The following is a 17657-nucleotide window of genomic DNA, read 5'->3' on the forward strand; positions in this document are numbered from 1 at the left end:
ACCCTTAAACTGTGACCAAAAGCGCCAGACTTCAAGGGGTCCACGAGGATGAGTTGGCAAGATATCTCGGGCGTGCCCCGGCTGACCGCCACGGCTGATCTGATCGACGCCCGGCGGCCCGTGTCCCCGGATGGCATCCCATGGTGGGAGGCGCCCTGGATCGCGCCCGACCTTTTCGATGCGGTATTCGGGACGGGCGATGACGTCTGGTGGCTGGCCGATCCCACACTTTACACCAAGATCACGGACGGGGGGCGGATCGAGGGTGCCTGCGCGCCTGTCCACCCCCTGATCCCCCGCCACATGTCCGAGATCGAAGAGGTCGCGCCGCGTCTTGTCGGCCCGTTGGACCCGGACAACCCGGATGGCGTCACGCGCAACGCGTTCGGAGTCTGTCTGGGGGAACGGGTGGGTGTGTTCCTGACCGGGCGCTGTCGGCCGCGTGATCTGGCCGACCACCTGTTGTCCTTCGTGTCGCTTCGGGCCGAAGGGTTTGCGCGGCCGCTGTTTCTGCGGTTCTGGGATCCGTCGGTCGCCCTGGTACTGGCAGAGGCCAACGCGGATCGTCCGGCGCGGTTGGCGCGGTTCCTCACACCCGCCGACGGCAGGCCCCTGCGTCTCTTTGCCGAGGCGGAACCGGGCAAGATCGCGCTGATCCGTCCTCCCGAGGTGTCGACGCCTGCGCCCGGACCGCCCGACCTCGACGCCATCGAACTGGCCGCATTCGGGCGGGCGGAGCGGATCCGATTCCTGCGCACAACGGTATCTTGGCTGCTCGAGGCGTTCGGCGGTGACCCCACATCGCGCGATCACATGGAGGCTGTAGCTGCGGCACAGCTTGCGCCTCTGGCCGACATCGGCATCACGACGGAATATGCGGTGAATTTCGCGCTGGCCGGTCTCTATCTGCTGCGTCGCGACCTGGCTGGACTTGACGCTGACGGCCGGGCGGTTCTGATGGCGAAAGATGAACCGCAGGATGCGCGGGCCCAAGCCTTCCTCGCTTGGGCCGAACAACGCGCGGCCCGCCCCCGCGCCGCCCTTGAACCGGAGAGATCAGATGCCTGATGGCACACCACCAGGAAATCCGGGATCAAATCGCCCCGCCGGGTCGCCCGTCGCGGGCTGTGTGGGAACCCTGATCGTCAATGTCCACTGGGGCAACGACGCCAACGCAGGCACGCCCTACATGAAAGACAGCCGCGTCAAGGTCGGCGGTGTGGTCGCCATCGCGCTGCGGGGGCCGTCCACGCAAAACGTCACCACGACCACGGGGACCCATACGTTCAGGGATATCCCCTGCGGGGACTATGCGGTCGGCGTAGCCGTCGACGAAACCAATGCGCTGGTCGACCGGGCCAAGGAATATGTTGGAAGCACCCGGTGGGCCTATGCACCGTCCATCACCTCGCTCGACGGAGAGCTGAGCCTTCCCGGGAGAACCAACAAGTGCAACTTTTTCATCTATGACATGATCCAGCAGACCTATGGCTCCGCGCCGACCTATACCTATGGGCGCGGCGGATCCTGGAGCCCGATCAGAAAAACCGTGCCAGACCTCGCCGGGAGTTGGGCGACGAACGACAATTCCGCGTCCGATCCGACCGAGGGCTGGCGCAACATCGACTATCGCCCGCCGCGCGGGACGCCCGTTGCGCCCGGTTCCATTCTTGCAATCGCCGCGAATTACAGCGATGCGACCGGTCACGTCGGGATCGTGTCCTATCCGGAACCCGCGAACGCCACGCAGGCCGTCCGAGGCTCGACCCACACCGTCACGGTCGTGATGCAGGGCCAGACGATTTCCGCCACCGGCGCTGCGGTTGTCGAAAACAATTGGGGCTTTCGGACAAGCGACAAGAAGGAAACGAACAGCCTGAACTCACCTGCCGCCGGGGTCGAGGTTCGCCGGTGAGGCGACTCTGGCTGCTTCCTGCGATCCCGCTACTGGCAGCAGCCCTCACCGTCGCCGTCCTCCTGGTGAAAGAAATTCCAAGCAAGGCAGTTGATATGCAATACGCAGCTTTCCGCGACGCGGCCACCGAGACCATGACGGACACCTATCGCCGCGACGTGAATGACGGGCTCAGCTTTCCGCCGTCCGAGACGGAGCTGTTCCAGACGATCCGCAGCGACCCCACGGCCTGGCAACCCAATCTGGAGGCGTTGCTGCGCGACCCCGAGGTGGATTTCTTCACCAAATACGGGGCGGCGGCGACCATGCTCGATCTGCCTGCGGGGCGGCGTGCCGATATCCTGACGCTTCTGCTGGACGAGGCCGAGCGCGATCCGGCGATGATGGAAATCGCGCTGGCCTTTGCCTACGGCAGCTGGCGGGGCGGGTCGTTCGTCCGGTCCTCGCTTCTGGCCGACAGCGCGCCGATCGACGATGGGCTCGATCCGCGCGTGCGCCCGGTGCTGCGCCGCCTCTACGACCATCCGCTTTTGCCGGCCGATCAGCGTGGACCGGACTGGCCCTTGGGCGAGATCTTCGGCGGCTGAACTTTCCGACGCGAGGGGGTGGGGTTGCCGGTCGGCTGCGCTATACCGGCCGCAGCCCATCACAGGAACGAGTCCAGATGTCTGTCCCCTTCGCCAGCGATCCAGAGCAGTCGCGCGGGCGTCTCTTTCCCGAGGAGGAGAGCGCGTTTCGATCCCCGTTCCAGCGCGACCGCGACCGGATCATCCACGCCAGCGCGTTTCGTCGCCTCAAGCACAAGACCCAGGTCTTCATCGAACACGAGGGCGACTATTTCCGCACCCGCCTGACCCATTCCATCGAGGTGGCCCAGGTGGCGCGGACGATCTCCAAGCATCTGGGTCTGAACATGGAATTGACCGAGGCGGTGGCGCTGGCTCACGACCTTGGCCACACGCCCTTTGGCCACACCGGGGAAGAGGCGCTGGACCGGCTGATGACGCCCTACGGCGGGTTCGACCACAATGCGCAGGCCCTTCGGATCGTCACCTCGCTCGAGCGGCACTATGCCGAATGGGACGGGCTGAACCTGACGTGGGAGACGCTGGAGGGCATCGCCAAGCACAACGGCCCGGTGCTCGACCCGGTGCCCTATGCCCTGGCCGAATACGATGCGCGCCACGACCTGGAACTGCACACCCACGCGAGCGCCGAGGCGCAGGTTGCCGCCTTGTCGGACGACATCGCCTACAACAACCACGACCTGCACGACGGCTTGCGGGCGGAGTTGTTCTCGACCGATGAACTGGCCGAGCTGCCGATCCTGTGCGACTGCTTTGCCGAAGTGGACGCGATCTATCCGGGGCTGAACTACTACCGGCGTCGCCACGAGGCGCTGCGCCGGTTCTTCGGCATCCTGGTCGAGGATGTGATCGGCGTGACCGAGGTGAACCTGCGCGACCTTTCCCCGCAAACCGCCGCCGACATCCGCCATGCCGGGCGGATGATGGTGCAATTCTCGCCGGGTCTGTGGTCGGACCTGAAGACGATCCGCGCGTTCCTCTTCGAACGGATGTACCGCGCGCCCCCGGTGGTCGAGATGCGCAAGCAGGTGACCCAGGTCATCGACGAGCTCTTTCCCTTCTTCATGGCCAACCCGGGCGAGTTGCCCAAGCAATGGCGCAAGGACGTGGAGGAGGCCGAGGGCGAGACGGCCCTGGCCCGCATCGTATCGGATTACATCGCGGGCATGACCGACCGCTTCGCGCTGCAATGCCACGACCGGTTGATCGGGGGCGCATGACGACGGGGCTGTCCAGACGGCTGCTGGCCATCGTTGCGGTCCTGATCTGCGGGATCGTGGTGGCCCATGTGTTTCTCTGGCGGTCGGACATGGCGACCTCGGCCAAGCTGGCGTTCACCGTGCTGAACGCGGTGTCCTGGACGATCATCATCGCGCCGGTCTTTCTGGTGGACAAATGGCTGGCCTCGGTGCGGTCGCGCAGTCGGCAAGAACCTCGGGACGACAAGGCTTCGGAGTGAGGCCGCCTGCCCGGTGCGACCCGTGGTCGGGGCCAGAGCGGTCCGCAGCCCGTTGCCATGCCGTCCTTCGGGGAGGGTGAAAACAAGGAAGTTGCGGAACGTCGCCATGGAAATGCCCCGATTGTTTCCGACAAGGCCCATCCCAAACGCGACCAGCGAGATGCGATGCCCCGGACCTTGATAGCCCTCACTTTTCTTGCCCTCGCCGTCGTGGTCTTCCTGGTCCTTGGGCGTGCAGACATTTCCGTTCAGCTGCACGATGGCAAATGGCGCACCGAAACGCGTTCTGTTGAGCAGAGCGCGTCGTGCTCCGACGAAATCCAATTCTTCGTGGATATCGTCGTTCCGATCGCGGAAGGTGAACCAGTCGAAGATATCGTCTGGAAGGATTTCGATGCCGCCCAGTCAATCGTAGCCGCGCAGTTCGAGGGTCTGGAAACCGGTCGGTCGTCCAATGCCGATTTCGTCTTTCCCCTGGTTTCGGGGAAAGAGCTCATAGGCAGCTTCGAGCTCACATACATCACACCGTCGCACGTCGGTGTTGAGACGCAGATTGATGTTCTCGCGGTTTCCAAGGTCGTCGGTCTTGAGATCCCCGATGCTAATGGATGCGTCGTGACTGTTTTTGCAGACAAGAGGTTCATCAATTGAGATGACGTGGCGCAGGCCCGGCACGGTTGAGGCGGCGCGCGGGCGGCGTTAGAGGGGGGTAATTCCAAAGGACCGACCGTGATGAACCTGTTTTCCGATATCCGTGCCCTGACCATCGACGCGCTGGCCGATCTTGCCCGCGAAGGCGTCATCCCCGAGGGGCTGCCGACCGACGCCGTAGCGGTCGAGCCGCCGCGTGATGCCGCCCACGGCGATATGGCGACGAATGCCGCGATGGTGCTGGCCAAGCCTGCGGGCATGAAGCCCCGCGATATCGCCGACGCCCTCGTCACACGTCTGACCGCCGATCCGCGCATCGACGTGGCCGAGGTGGCGGGCCCCGGCTTCATCAACATCCGCCTGTCCGCGCAGGTCTGGCAACAGGTCGTGGCCGCCGTCCTGGCAGAGGGCACGGCCTATGGCCGGTCCGACATGGGGCAGGGCGCCAGGGTCAACGTCGAATACGTCTCGGCCAACCCGACCGGGCCACTGCACGTGGGCCACACGCGGGGGGCCGTCTTCGGCGACGCGCTGGCCAGTCTGCTCGAATTCGCGGGCCACGATGTGACGCGGGAGTACTACATCAATGACGGCGGGGCGCAGGTCGATGTGCTGGCCCGGTCCGTCTACAACCGCTACCTCGAGGCGCATGACCTCACCGTCGACTGGCCCGAGGGCACCTATCCCGGCGACTACCTGATCGAGGTGGGCGAGGCGCTCAAGGCCAAGGTCGGCGATGCCTTCGTCGACAAGGGCGAGCAGTTCTGGCTTGAAGAAGTCCGCAACTTCGCGAACGATGCCATGATGGACCTGATCCGCAAGGACCTGGCGCTTCTGGGCGTCGAGATGGACGTCTTCAGCTCGGAAAAGGCGCTCTACGGCACCGGCCAGATCGAGGCCGCCATCGACGCGCTGCGCGCCAAGGGCCTGATCTATCGCGGCACGCTGGAGCCGCCCAAGGGCAAGCTGCCCGACGATTGGGAGGCGCGCGAACAGACGCTCTTCAAGTCGACCGACTACGGCGACGACGTGGACCGCCCGATCCAGAAGTCCGACGGCGGCTGGACCTATTTCGCCCCCGACATCGCCTATCACTACGACAAGACGCAGCGCGGGTTCGATGCGCTGATCGACGTCTTCGGGGCGGATCACGGCGGCTATGTCAAACGGATGAAGGCGGCGGTCGCGGCCCTGACCGATGGCCGCGTGCCGCTCGACATCAAGCTGACGCAGCTGGTCAAGCTCACGCGGGGTGGCGAGCAACTCAAAATGTCCAAGCGGGCGGGCACGTTTGTGACGCTGGCGGATGTCGTCGAATTGGTCGGCCGTGACGTGACACGCTTCGTCATGCTGACCCGCAAGAACGACGCGCCGCTCGATTTCGACGTCGACAAGGTGCTGGAGCAGTCCAAGGACAACCCGGTCTTCTATGTCCAATATGCCCACGCCCGGGTCATGTCGGTGCTGCGCAAGGCCGCCGAGCAGGGAATCACCGCCGACGATGCGGCGCTGCGGGCCGCTGACCTCACGCGAATCGATCACCCGGCGGAACATGCGCTGGCCGCCAAGCTGGCCGAATGGCCACGGTTGGTCGAAATTGCGGCCCGTACACACGAGCCGCATCGTGTTGCATTTTATCTCTACGAGCTGGCTTCGGGCCTGCATGGCCTTTGGAACAGGGGCAATGACGACACGTCCCTGCGCTTCCTGCAGGACGATCCGGACACAAGTCGCGCCAAGATTGCGCTGGCCCGTGCCGTTTCCGTTGTAATTGCGGCGGGTTTGGGTATCTTGGGTGTCGAGCCTGCGCAGGAAATGCGTTGAAGACCCCTGAAGGGGCGTGACGCAGCGGGCGAACGAGCAATTTTGGACAGCGGGGCCAACCCGCGTCCGGATATGAGGCGAGAATCGGAAACGTCCGGTTCTTGAAGGCAGTCATAATAAAACAGCCACGGGGCATCGCCGCCCCGGAGGTGGAGGGCAGGCACATGGCGGATCTCGACTATTACGGTGCGGACTATGGCACCGAGGAATCTTCGCGTTTCATGGATGCCGCGCGCAACTTCGGTTTCGTGAACTGGGCCGGGGCGCTGACGTCCATCGGTCTGACGGCGGGCATGGCGGTCTGGGCGATCGACATGACCTTCCGCGACGTCTCCGGCGTTCCGGTCATCATGGCGCTCGAAGGGCCGATGCGCACAGAACCCACCAAGCCGGGTGGTCAGGTCGCCCCCTTCCAGGGTCTGGCCCTGTCCGACATCACCTCGGGCGGTGCTGCGGCACCCGCCCCCGATCAGATTGTGCTGGCGCCGCCGCCGGTTTCGCTCGAAGCGCCGGCCCTGGCCGAGCGCCGAGCCGCCGCGGGCATCACCGCCCCGGCGCCGGCACCGGTCGTGGCCGCCACCGCGACGCCCGTTCCCGATGTCACCGTCGACCCGGCCCTGTTGCAGGCCAGCCTGCGTGTGATCGAGGACGAGATCCTGGTCAGCGCCAGCAGCCCCGTCGATGTGGTCGCCGCCGCCGAGGCGGCCCTGGCCCCCTCCGCTCCGACAGGCCCCGAGGTCGCGTCGCTTGTGCCCGCCACCGTTCCCGGCGTGGCGCAGTCGACCCGCCCGCGCCAGCGGCCCGCCGGTCTGCGCCCGACCATCGCCAGCCTTCCGACTGACGCCCCCGAGACGCCCGCGGGCGTGCAGGTCGCTTCGAACGGCCCGGTGGAGCGGTCCGGCGACGTCGATCCGAATTCCATCGCCGCAGGTACCCGCGTCGTCCAGGTCGGTGCCTTCGACAGCGAGCAGCTGGCCCGGGGTGAATGGGACCGTTTGCAAGGCAAGTTCGGCGACTACATGTACGGCAAGCAGCGCATGATCCAGAAGGCCCGCTCCGGCGGTCGCGATTTCTGGCGTCTGCGGGTCGTCGGCTTTGACGACGGTTCGGATGCGCGCCGCTTCTGCTCGGCCCTGCTGGCGCAGGATGCCGTCTGCATGCCGGTCACGATCCGCTAAGGCCCATGGCAGGCGCCTTCATTCTTGGCTGTGAAGGCCCTGACCTGACCGAACGAGAGCAGGCATTCTTCCGCGACTGCGATCCGTGGGGGTTCATCCTGTTCGCCCGCAACATCGACACGCCGGATCGCCTGCGAAAGCTGACGTCCGATTTGCGTTTGGCTGTGGGGCGTGATGCGCCGATTCTGATCGACCAGGAGGGGGGTCGGGTTCAGCGTCTGGGCCCCCCGTTCTGGACCCGCTGGCCCCGTCCGCTGACCCAGATGTCACGCGCCCGCGACCCCGAACGTGCCATGTTCCTGCGCGCGACCCTCATTGCCCGTGAACTGCGCGACGTCGGGATCGACGTCAATTGCACCCCGACCGCCGATATCGCGGGCGAGCATACCCATCCCTTTCTTCTGTCCCGTCTTTACGGCGACAGCGTCGAGACCGTCGCGGCGCGCGCCCGCGCCAATGCCGAAGGTTGCCTTCAGGGCGGCGTCCTGCCGGTCATGAAGCATATCCCCGGCCACGGGCGCGGCACCGTCGACAGCCATCTGGGTCTACCGCAGGTCAGGACCCCGCTGGACGAATTGCGCAAGACCGATTTCGAGGTCTTCCGCCGTCTGGCCGACCTGCCCCTGGGGATGACCGCGCATGTGGTCTATTGCGATATCGACACCGCCCCCGGCACGATTTCCGCCCGGACGATCGCCGAGATCCGCAGGAGCATCGGCTTTGACGGCCTGCTGATGACCGACGACATCTCCATGGGGGCGCTGCCGGGCGACATGGCCAGCCGTTGTCGCGCGTCGATCGAGGCGGGCTGCGACGTCATCCTGCACTGCAATGGCGAGCGTGAGGACATGGAAACCGTAGCCGAGAACGCGCCCGCGCTAAGCGAGGCGGGGCTGCTGCGGGCGGATCGGGCGCTGTCGATGCGCGCGGGTCCGGTCGAGCTTGACATCGAAGCGGCCCACGCGGAACTTGCCGACCTCACATCCTGAGGTTGGCCGGGGGCCGGGCATTGCCAGAAGACTTCATCGAAGGACCGGCGCGCGACGACGTGGCCGAAGGGCTGGCGGCCGAAGCGCTGATCGTCGATGTCGAGGGCTTCGAGGGGCCGCTCGACGTGCTTCTGACGCTGGCGCGCACGCAGAAGGTCGATCTGCGCACGATTTCGGTGCTGCAACTGGCGCGGCAATATCTGCGGTTCGTGGAAAAGGCGCGGGAGCTCCGGCTGGAACTGGCCGCCGATTACCTTGTCATGGCTGCCTGGCTCGCCTTTCTCAAATCGCGACTGCTGCTCCCGCCGGATCCGACCGACGAGGGGCCCTCAGCCGAAGACCTTGCCGCGCATCTGGCGTTTCAGCTGGAGCGGCTGGAGGCGATGCGCAAGGCCGCCGCCCGGCTCATGGCGCTGGACCATCTGGGCCGCGATGTCTTTGCCCGGGGGGAACCGCAGGGACTTGAGCGGTCGCGCAAGGTGGTCTGGACGGCGACGCTGCTGGACCTGATGCAGGGCTATTCCCGCCTGCGCACCCGCGACGACTTCCGTCCCTTCGTGATGGACCGGAAGGGTGTGCTGACCATGGAAGAGGCGCTCGACCGCCTGCGTCCCCTCATCGGACATCTGGGCGACTGGACCGACCTGATGACGTTCCTGCCCGAAGGGTGGGACGTCGACCCGGCGCGCCGCCGGTCCGCCACCGCCTCGACCTTCGCGGCCACGCTGGAGCTGGCCAAGAACGGCCGTCTGGACCTGCGTCAGGACGAAACTTTCGGCCCGATCCGCATCAAGGGAAGACCATGACCGACACCCCCGAAGAGAGCCTGTTCGAAGCGCCGCCCCTGGCCGAGCAGGAGCGGATGGTCGAGGCGATCCTCTTTGCCTCGGCCACGCCCGTGACGATTGCGGAGCTTCACGCGCGACTGCCCCATGGCTGCAACGCCCCGGCGGCGCTGGAGGAACTGGCCAAACGCTACGACGGGCGCGGCGTGCAGGTGCGCCGCATCGGCGAGGCCTGGGCCATCCGGACCGCGCCGGACCTTGCCTTCCTCATGACGCGCGAAACCGTCGAGACCCGCAAGCTGAGCCGTGCCGCCGTTGAAACACTGGCCATCGTCGCCTATCACCAGCCGGTCACCCGTGCCGAGATCGAGGAGGTGCGCGGCGTCTCGGTCTCCAAGGGTACAGTGGAGCAATTGCTGGAACTCGACTGGATCAAGCTTGGCAAGCGCCGGGATACGCCGGGTCGCCCGGTGACCTTCGTGGTGACGCGCAATTTCCTCGACCATTTCGGCCTTTCGTCCGCCCGCGATCTGCCCGGCCTGAAGGAGCTGCGGGCCGCAGGCCTTCTGGACAGCGCCGGACCGCCCGACCTGACACCGGACACGCCCGAGGAGGACGAGGATCAGGACGACATGTTCACGCCCTCCCCTGCCGAGGAAGAAAACTAGCCTTCGTCGCCCGTGACCGGCCCGGCGTCGAAACCGGCCTTGCGCAATTCCCGGCCCGCGACCCGGCTCAGCCAGAGGACGAAGGCCCCGAAGGCCAGCAACCCGCCCCCGGCGATCAGCAATTGAACCCGTGACGACCCCAGGGTCGCAAGGCCCCCCATCTCTCCGATCCAGACCATGGCAAGGGTTCCGGGTGCCAGCCCCAGAACCGTCGCGAAGACATAGGGGACGGGACGCACCGCCGTCAGCCCCAGAAGCCAGTTCTGCGCCGTGAACGGCAGGATCGGGGTCAACCGCAGCAACGTGACGAACCAGAAGGCGTTGTTGGCGATGGCCCGGTCCGCCGCGTTCATCTTCGGCCCCGCGAACCGCCGCAGCATCCAGTCGCGCAGCCAGTGCCGCCCAATCAGATAGGGCGGGATCGCGCCCAGAACGCTGCCCAGAAGCGCCAATGGATAGCCCCACCACCCGAAGGCCAGCCCGCCCACGACCGACATCGCCGCCGCAGGAAGGGGCAGGATGACGACGATCACGTAAGCCACCAGATAGACCAGCACGCCAAGGGAGCCGTGGCTTTCGACCCAGTCGCGCAGGAGCGGCACCCAATCGGCCCAGGGCAGCAGCCACATGCCGAAGGCAATCACCACCAGGATCGCAGGCCAGAGCCAGAATTGCCACGGTGGCAGGGTGTCGGGGGGGCTGTCGGACATTGCGCCCACGTAGGGGCCAGAGCGCACCGACCGCAAGCGAAAGCTGATCACATCGCCGCTGGTCAGCGGATGCGAAACGCGAGGAGCGGCCATGCCGTTGACCCGCGCGACGGGGTCCGGGGACGATCGTAGCCGGCGGGTTGGCTGGTAGCGACAAAAAGAGCCAGGAAAAGGTTAGTGCGGAACCCTTGCGCCGACCCAGGCCAGAAGGTCAGGCAAATCGGCGCGCACCTGCGTCGCGTCCTCGCCCAGAAAATCGCGCAGGGCTGGCAGGTTCAGCGCATTGACCCCGACCAGCACATCCGTCCCCTGCGCCAACGCATCGGCGATGACGTTGCGGAAGCCGCGGCCCCCGGCCTCCTGCTTGCCGAACTTGTTCACCACCAAAAGGTCGGCGCCCTCGCGCAGGCGGGCTTCGGCGGCGGCGACCGCCGTCTCCAGCCCTTCGGCATTCAACCGGCATCCCCGGCTTTCCCGGCCAAGCGATTGACTGATGCGGATCGTCGGCCCGTCCGGCAGGACGATGGCATCCATGTCGCAGCGCGTGCAATCGGGGCGGTCGTGGTTGACCTGGACGATCCCGGCCACACGCAGCCCGCTGTCGATGGCCGCAAGGGCCACGCGGTGCAGCAGGGGATCCAATTCGCCCCGGCCTTCGGTCATGGTGAATGCAAGCCGCATGCTTCTTGGTTTCACGCCCCGCGACGCGGCGCAAGGCTTGACGCGCGCGGTCGCACGGGCGACCCCTGACCGCGATGTCAGAGACCTTTCCCCGGATCGAGCCCTTGGGCGAAGCGGCACTTCTGGTGCGGTTCGCGCCGCGTCTGGACGATGCGGCCAACCGCGCCTGCGTGGCCTTTCGCGCGGGGCTTCAGGCGGCGCTGCCGGAGGGCGTGACCGAAACCGCGTCGTCCTTGGGGTCGGTTCTGGTGCGCCATGACCCGGGGGCGGCGGATGCGGTCAAATCCGCGCTCGACGACCTTCTTGCCGCGCGCGACTGGTCTGCGGTGGATCCGCCCGAGCGCCGCCTCTGGCAGATCCCGTGCAGTTACGGCGGCGACGACGGCCCGCAATTGGCCGAGGCTGCGGCCATGGCCGGCCTGTCGGTCGACGCCGCCATCGCCGCGCTGTCCTCGGCTCGGGTCCGGGTTCTGGCCCTGGGGTTCGCGCCCGGGATGCCCTATCTCGGCATCCTGCCCGAGGCCTGGGACCTGCCGCGCCAGACCGGCCTGACGCCCAAGGTGCCCGAAGGCGCGCTCGTCGTGGCCGTCCGTCAGTTCGTCCTCTTCGGGACCGAGGCGCCGACAGGGTGGCGACAGGTCGGGCGTACGCTCTTCGGTTGTTTCGAGCCGTCGCGGACCCGCCCGATTGCCCTGTCGCCGGGCGACGAGGTGACCTTTCCCTCTGTCTCGCCCGGGGAATTGCGCGACCGTGCCGCCGAGGACAGCGACCGTCTGGGCGGCGCCACCTGGGAGGTTTTGCGATGATGGAGGTGGTGTCCTGCGGCCCGCTCATCACCCTGCAGGATCGCGGGCGGCCCGGGCATCTGTCGCAGGGGTTGGCCGAGGGCGGGGCGGCGGATCGTCAGGCCCTGCGCGAGGCGGAGGCCCTTCTGGGGACCATCGGAGCGGGGCTGGAGATCCCGGGGTCGCCCCTGACCCTGCGCCTGACGACGGACACACGGATCGCCCTGACCGGCGCAGAGATGTCCGCCGATGTCGACGGTCGGCCGCTCGTCTGGCACGCTGCGCACCCCTTGCCCGCAGGCAGCGTCCTGCGGCTGCGTCCCGGCACGGCGGGCATCTATTCCTATCTGCATGTTACCGGTGGCTTCGATGCGCCCGAGGTTCTGGGCAGTCGGGCGGCGCATCTGATCGCCAACATCGGCGCGCCGCTCGCCCCCGGTGACCGGTTGGACCATGCGCCGTCGGTCGGGGCGGCCAGCCGGGTGACGCCGGCCGACCGTTTCGGCGGCGGCCTTCTGCGGATCGTCGAGACGCCGCAGACCCGTCTGTTTCCGCCTGACGACCTGACCCGCTTCGAGAACACCGCCTTTACCCGCGATCCGCGCGGCAACCGGCAGGGTGTGCGTCTGGCCAGCAATGGTGCGGGCTTCGCGACCGAGGGACAGCTGAACCTGCTCTCGGACTTCATCCTGCCGGGCGATGTGCAGATGACCGGCGACGGGGTGCCTTATATCCTTGGGCCGGAATGCCAGACCACCGGCGGCTATCCCCGGATCGGCACGGTCATCGCCGCCGATCTGCCCCGCGCGTTGCAGGCCTTGCCCGGCGCGCCGCTCCGGTTCCGCTTTGTGCCCTTGGCCGAGGCGCGCGCCCTGACCGTGCCTGCACCCCAGGTCACCCCGCTGACCCGCGATCCGGCCGAGATGGGCGATCTGCTGGGTCTCAACCTGATTGGCGGCGTCGTGTCCGCGAAGGAGACGGAATGAAAGTCGATCTGAACGCCGATATGGGCGAGGGCTTTGGCGATTGGACCATGGGCGACGACGCGGCCCTGCTCGAGGTCGTGACCTCGGTCAACATCGCCTGCGGGGCCCATGCGGGCGACTGGGATGTCATGGCGCGGACCATGGCGCTTGCGCAGGACCGGGGTGTCGGCATCGGCGCGCACCCCGGCTTTCCCGACCTTCAGGGGTTCGGGCGGCGGCGCATGTCCATGCCCCTCGACAGCCTTGCAAACCTGATCATCTGGCAGTTCGGGGCCGCGCGTGGCGTCGCGGCGGCCCAGGGGGCCACGGTCCGGCATTTCAAGCTGCATGGTGCGTTGTCCAACATGACCTGCGAAGATGCCGACATGGCGCGCGCCGCCTATGAGGCGGCGCTGCGCGTCGATCCCGAGGTGATCCTGCTGGTCCTTGCGGGCACGGTGCAAGAGGCGGTCGCCCGCGATTTGGGGGCCAACTGGGCAGGGGAGATCTTTGCCGACCGGGGCTACAACGATGACGCCACGTTGGTCACGCGCGGCCAGCCGGGCGCGATGGTCCACGACCCGGCCGAAGCGGCGGCGCGGATGGTCGATTTCGTGCGGCGCGGGGCCATCGTCGCCAACTCCGGCAAGGTGGTGCCTGCGGCCTGCGACTCGATCTGTCTGCATGGCGACGGGCCGACTGCCTTGGCCATCGCGCGCGCCGTGCGGGCCGCGCTGGAGGCCGAGGGCGTGACCCTGGCACCCATGTCCGCGCGGCGCGGCTAGCGCAGGCGGGGCGGGGCGTCGCCGGTGCCCGGAGCCATTTGGCGCGGCGGCTCGGGCGGTTTGGGCAGGTCGATGCGCAATCCATGCCGGGCAAGGCTGGCCGCATGGGTCTGTGCGGCGCGCAGGAAGGTCACGTCGATCTGACCCGCCTCCAGCCCCGAAAAGACCAATGCCTCGGACACGGCGCGGGCCAGATCGGCCTCGGCCCCGGGCAGCGGATCGATGAAGGCCAGCACGTGGCCGCGCGTGCCATCCGCATAGGTCGCGCGCGCCAGATAGGCCTGTGCCGCAAGCCCCGCCGCCAGTGACAGCTTGCCATCCAGCGCCGTGATCAGGTTTTCGGGCAAGGCCCCCGGCGGAGCGATCTCCGCGATCCGGGCTTCGGTTTCGGCGGGCGCGCGGGCCAGCGTTTCGGCCAGCCAGGCAATGGCGTCGGGCGGCAGCAACTGGGCGGAGGGCGCCTCGTCGAGGTTCAGTGCCAGGCCCAGACCCTCGGCCGCCAGAAGTGCCGCAAGGCGCCGCCCCGACAGGGTGGCCGTGGCGGCGGCGACCCCGGCGAAGGCCGTCAGGCGGTCAGGCAGATCGAAGGCCAGCGCATAGTCCACACCGTCGACCGGGGCGATGGTAGGCGCGACGGTCTCGCCATCTTCGGCGTCGAGGAGGAGGTGCAATTCCGCCTCGGCCAGGGCGTTGAAGAAGGCGAGGCGGGCGGTGTCGGTGCCGTCGGTCTCGGCCCGGATGTGGGCCTGGTCGAGGGGGGTCATGGCAACGCCTCCTGAATTGTGCGGCGCAGGACGGGGAGGATATCCGTCTGAAACCACGGGTGTTTTCTAAGCCAGGCGGTATTGCGCCAAGACGGGTGGGGCAGGCAGAACACCTGCGGGGCAAAGGCGCGCCAATCGCGCACCCGGTCGGTGACACGACCTTTGCCAAGGGTCCAGTCCTGGGCGTAGCCGCCGATCAACAAAGTCACCCTGGGCTGGCCCACATGCCGCAGGGCGGCGTCGCGCCAGGTGCGGGCACAGACGCGCGGCGGCGGCAGGTCGCTGCCCTTGGCATCATAGCCCGGAAAACAGAACCCCATTGGTACGATGGCCAGGTTGTCCTTGTTCCAGAAGGTTTTTTCGTCGATCCCCATCCAGTCGCGCAAGCGCACGCCCGAAGGGTCGTCAAAGGGTTTGCCCGAGGTGTGGGCGCGCATCCCGGGCGCCTGGCTCGCCACGAGGATGGGGGCGCCGGGCTTGAACCAGACGACGGGCTTCGGGCGGTGGGCCGTATGGGTTGCGGCGAAGCGGTCGGCACAGAGGCGGCAGGATCGGAGGTCGTCGGGCAGGGGCATTCGCAGCAACCTAGGACCGTTCGCCGAAATGGTTAACGTTGTGAGCGAAAAAAAATACGTCGGGTCCTGCGGGGCCTGTGTGGCAAGGGAAAACAGGCGTCACCCTGCGTACACCCCCCGTACACCCTGCGTACAGACGGGCGGTGCCGCTTAACGGTTTGTATGCAGTTCGCGGGTAGGGTGGTCCGGATCGAGTCGTCCGGGTCCGGCAAGGATGCGGGGTGGCCGCGTTCAGAAGTAGGAGGAGTGCAGAGAGACAGCGGCGTGGCGATGCGCCTTGCATTTTGTGTCCGGTCATTCGCCCACGGGATGTCCCGTGGTGTCGGGCGATGCGGGACGGGGATTGGCCTCGATGTTGAGACATGTGGGTCAGAGGTTGGCTTGGCCTTTGAGATACCTGACGCGCCTCGACCGGGGCGACGACCGATCGGCGCGCAGGGGAACGGACGGCGTCGCGATCTTGTACCCGGAGCGCCGCCGCGTGTTGGCGGGGGCAGGCCTGCCGGGAAGCGGGTCGGCTTCTGGACGGGTTTCGGTCTGGAGCGCGGGGTGGTTTCCGGTCTCGCGAGACGTCCGGAAGGGCGAGAGGTCTGGGACGGCAAGAGGTCTTGGACGGCAAGAGGCCTGGGACGGCAAGAGGTCTGGGCAGGCGATATGTCTGGGCAGCCGATATGTACGCGAATGCGAGACGTCTTTGAATGCGGGATGTCCTGGAATGCGAGGCGTCCGGAAACGCGAGGTGTCCGGAAGCGTGAGGTATCCCGGAAGGCGAGGAGTGTGCGACTGCGAGACGTCGGGAAAGCGCGGGTCTGGTCAGGCGAGCGGGTGAATTTCCCGGGGGTGCGGGGCCGTTGGGAACGCGGCGCGATCACCGGGCGCGCCTCTGACGGAATGCCTCGACGGTGACGTTGGCAAAGGGGCTCTGGGTCGGACGCGTTTGGCGGCGCCTTTGGGTCGGACGCGTTGGGGGGCGCCTTTGGGTCGGACGCGTTGGGTGTCGCCCTTGGGTCGGCTGCACCGGGCCAGGGATGCTGGGCCAGATGGCTTTGGGCCAAGGGCGTTGAACCAAAGGCATAGGGCCAAGGGCGTTGGACCGAAGCCATTCCGCCAAGGGCCTTGGATCGAAGGCGCGGGGCCGATGGCGCTGGGACGAGAGTGCTGTGCGAGATGCGCTGGTCCAGGGAGAAATTGGGCCAGGGATGCTGGACCGACGGCATTGGGTCGAGAATGGTATGCCGAGGATGTTGGGCCCGGTAAGGTGTGCCGAGGATGATGTGCTGCGGATTCTGGGCCTAAGGCCATCGGGTCAGAAAGCCCGGGCCCGGGCCCGGGCCCGGGGACGCGGGACGATCTCAGCCTGATTTGCGCGGGGGCGTGAACTTCATGGATGGGGCGCGGAGGGCTTCGGGGGCGCCGACCCAGGCGTAGGCGAGAAGGCAGGGATCGGTGTCGCCCGTGGTGATGCGGTGTTCGTCGCCCGAGCCGTTGAGGATGAGCGAGCCGGGCGCATAGACGGCGGCGTTGTTTTCGGACCAGGCACCCGAGATGGAGATGTAGCTTTCCTCGATCCCCTTGTGGCTGTGCTGGGGATAGGTCGTGCGGGGCGCGAAGAGGACGAAGCCCAGGGTGAGATTGTCACAGGGGACCGCGCCGTTGGGGCCCAGGATGTCACAATAGGCGAACTTCCGGACCAGCGATTTGGGCACCTTGTCATAGCCGTATTCCCATGCCAGCCGGTGCTGCACCTCGCGCAGGGCGCGGGCCATGCCCTGCATCGCGGCGCGTTCGCCCAGGTCCAGCGCGCGGGGCAGGTGGGCCACCACCGGCAGGCGTTCGGGCGGGCGGTCAACGATTTCGGGATTGGCGGCAATGACCTTCGACAGCGCCTCGCGGACGGCGCGGCGGTGGCTGCGGATCTTGGGGCTGCCGCCGGCGGAGCCGAACCGGTAGAGCGCTTCGAATTCGCGCAGCAGATAGAACCAGTCGGGACTGTCGGCGAGTGCCGCCGTTAGCCCGACAAGGGGATCGCTGGGGCCTTTGGAAGGTGTCATCGGTGTCGTCGTCCTGATCCGTGCGTTCGGGGCGCAAGGTCGTCTGCCTTCGCCCGGTTTTCAAGCCGCAAGGCCACCGCAGGCCTGCGGCGATTTCGGCCGATGGGGGATGTGCAGCCGAGGGATCGCCTTGCGGCGCGGGCCGCGCCCCGCTATCGCTGGCAGCCGGTCGCCGAGAGTGCCAATTTTCCCATCTGCGCCCGTTGACAGCCCCGCCACAGATGCCTATCTCGCGATCGTTGGCACTCCCCCCGGGTGAGTGACAACAGAGGAAACACTCATAGC

At 67.1% G+C, this 17657-nt stretch carries 19 protein-coding genes; 14 read left to right on the top strand and 5 right to left on the bottom strand.

What is annotated here, in order from left to right; all coding sequences use genetic code 11:
* Positions 1 to 48: 48 nt before the first annotated feature.
* The 11 genes from BM002_RS14535 to scpB all read left to right on the top strand — a co-directional run bounded on the left by BM002_RS14535 (position 49) and on the right by scpB (position 10056).
* Positions 49 to 1068 (top strand): DUF4123 domain-containing protein, encoded by a 1020-nt coding sequence (locus tag BM002_RS14535; protein WP_139212386.1) that lies wholly within the window; start codon positions 49 to 51, stop codon positions 1066 to 1068.
* Positions 1061 to 1915, top strand: a complete 855-nt coding sequence (locus BM002_RS14540) for a hypothetical protein (RefSeq protein WP_139212387.1) — start codon at positions 1061 to 1063, stop codon at positions 1913 to 1915. Before BM002_RS14535 ends, BM002_RS14540 begins: the two co-directional genes overlap by 8 nt.
* A gap of 95 nt (positions 1916 to 2010) precedes the next feature.
* Positions 2011 to 2502, top strand: a complete 492-nt coding sequence (locus BM002_RS14545) for a hypothetical protein (protein WP_092782704.1) — start codon at positions 2011 to 2013, stop codon at positions 2500 to 2502.
* 77 nt (positions 2503 to 2579) lie between these two features.
* Positions 2580 to 3722 carry a deoxyguanosinetriphosphate triphosphohydrolase gene (locus BM002_RS14550; protein WP_092782707.1) on the top strand — a complete coding sequence of 381 codons (1143 nt, stop codon included), beginning with the start codon at positions 2580 to 2582 and terminating at the stop codon, positions 3720 to 3722.
* Complete coding sequence (locus BM002_RS14555; RefSeq protein ID WP_092782710.1) at positions 3719 to 3961, top strand: hypothetical protein; 243 nt, start codon at positions 3719 to 3721, stop codon at positions 3959 to 3961. Before BM002_RS14550 ends, BM002_RS14555 begins: the two co-directional genes overlap by 4 nt.
* Positions 3962 to 4018: 57 nt before the next feature.
* The gene (locus BM002_RS14560) at positions 4019 to 4612 is read left to right on the top strand and encodes a hypothetical protein (protein WP_092782713.1); all 594 of its coding nucleotides are present in this window, start codon (positions 4019 to 4021) and stop codon (positions 4610 to 4612) included.
* Between the two features lie 81 nt (positions 4613 to 4693).
* A complete protein-coding gene (gene argS / locus BM002_RS14565; protein ID WP_092782716.1) occupies positions 4694 to 6436 on the top strand; it encodes an arginine--tRNA ligase in 1743 nt (580 codons plus the stop codon).
* A gap of 164 nt (positions 6437 to 6600) precedes the next feature.
* On the top strand, positions 6601 to 7614 hold the full coding sequence (locus tag BM002_RS14570; protein WP_092782719.1) for an SPOR domain-containing protein: 1014 nt from the start codon (positions 6601 to 6603) through the stop codon (positions 7612 to 7614).
* Between the two features lie 5 nt (positions 7615 to 7619).
* Positions 7620 to 8603, top strand: coding sequence for a glycoside hydrolase family 3 N-terminal domain-containing protein (locus BM002_RS14575; protein WP_092782722.1), 984 nt, complete (start codon positions 7620 to 7622; stop codon positions 8601 to 8603).
* 20 nt (positions 8604 to 8623) lie between these two features.
* Complete coding sequence (locus BM002_RS14580) at positions 8624 to 9409, top strand: segregation and condensation protein A (RefSeq protein ID WP_245749275.1); 786 nt, start codon at positions 8624 to 8626, stop codon at positions 9407 to 9409.
* Entirely contained in the window at positions 9406 to 10056 is a 651-nt protein-coding gene (scpB, locus tag BM002_RS14585; RefSeq protein ID WP_092782725.1) for an SMC-Scp complex subunit ScpB, read from the top strand. Before BM002_RS14580 ends, scpB begins: the two co-directional genes overlap by 4 nt.
* On the opposite strand, the gene BM002_RS14590 is transcribed toward scpB, so the two are convergent.
* Positions 10053 to 10766 carry a TVP38/TMEM64 family protein gene (locus tag BM002_RS14590; protein ID WP_175484921.1) on the bottom strand — a complete coding sequence of 238 codons (714 nt, stop codon included), beginning with the start codon at positions 10764 to 10766 and terminating at the stop codon, positions 10053 to 10055. The genes scpB and BM002_RS14590 overlap by 4 nt on opposite strands.
* Before the next feature lie 174 nt (positions 10767 to 10940).
* The gene (locus BM002_RS14595; protein WP_092782731.1) at positions 10941 to 11447 is read right to left on the bottom strand and encodes a DUF2478 domain-containing protein; all 507 of its coding nucleotides are present in this window, start codon (positions 11445 to 11447) and stop codon (positions 10941 to 10943) included.
* Between the two features lie 74 nt (positions 11448 to 11521).
* On the opposite strand from BM002_RS14595, the gene BM002_RS14600 reads away from it, so the two are divergent.
* The 3 genes from BM002_RS14600 to BM002_RS14610 are packed head-to-tail and all read left to right on the top strand — an operon-like array spanning position 11522 to position 13982.
* Positions 11522 to 12253, top strand: a complete 732-nt coding sequence (locus BM002_RS14600; protein WP_092782734.1) for a 5-oxoprolinase subunit B family protein — start codon at positions 11522 to 11524, stop codon at positions 12251 to 12253.
* On the top strand, positions 12250 to 13218 hold the full coding sequence (locus tag BM002_RS14605; RefSeq protein ID WP_092782737.1) for a 5-oxoprolinase subunit C family protein: 969 nt from the start codon (positions 12250 to 12252) through the stop codon (positions 13216 to 13218). The genes BM002_RS14600 and BM002_RS14605 overlap by 4 nt, the downstream gene beginning before the upstream one ends.
* Entirely contained in the window at positions 13215 to 13982 is a 768-nt protein-coding gene (locus BM002_RS14610; RefSeq protein WP_092782741.1) for a LamB/YcsF family protein, read from the top strand. Before BM002_RS14605 ends, BM002_RS14610 begins: the two co-directional genes overlap by 4 nt.
* Here the strand turns inward: BM002_RS14610 and BM002_RS14615 are convergent.
* The 3 genes from BM002_RS14615 to BM002_RS14625 all read right to left on the bottom strand — a co-directional run bounded on the left by BM002_RS14615 (position 13979) and on the right by BM002_RS14625 (position 17372).
* Positions 13979 to 14746 carry an SseB family protein gene (locus BM002_RS14615; RefSeq protein WP_092782744.1) on the bottom strand — a complete coding sequence of 256 codons (768 nt, stop codon included), beginning with the start codon at positions 14744 to 14746 and terminating at the stop codon, positions 13979 to 13981. The genes BM002_RS14610 and BM002_RS14615 overlap by 4 nt on opposite strands.
* Entirely contained in the window at positions 14743 to 15321 is a 579-nt protein-coding gene (locus tag BM002_RS14620) for a uracil-DNA glycosylase family protein (RefSeq protein ID WP_092782747.1), read from the bottom strand. The genes BM002_RS14615 and BM002_RS14620 overlap by 4 nt, the downstream gene beginning before the upstream one ends.
* Positions 15322 to 16673: 1352 nt before the next feature.
* Positions 16674 to 17372 carry a dimethylsulfonioproprionate lyase family protein gene (locus BM002_RS14625; protein WP_092782750.1) on the bottom strand — a complete coding sequence of 233 codons (699 nt, stop codon included), beginning with the start codon at positions 17370 to 17372 and terminating at the stop codon, positions 16674 to 16676.
* Between the last annotated feature and the right edge of the window lie 285 nt (positions 17373 to 17657).

This window comes from Jannaschia pohangensis (genome assembly GCF_900113875.1).
Classification (GTDB): Bacteria; Pseudomonadota; Alphaproteobacteria; order Rhodobacterales; family Rhodobacteraceae; genus Jannaschia; species Jannaschia pohangensis.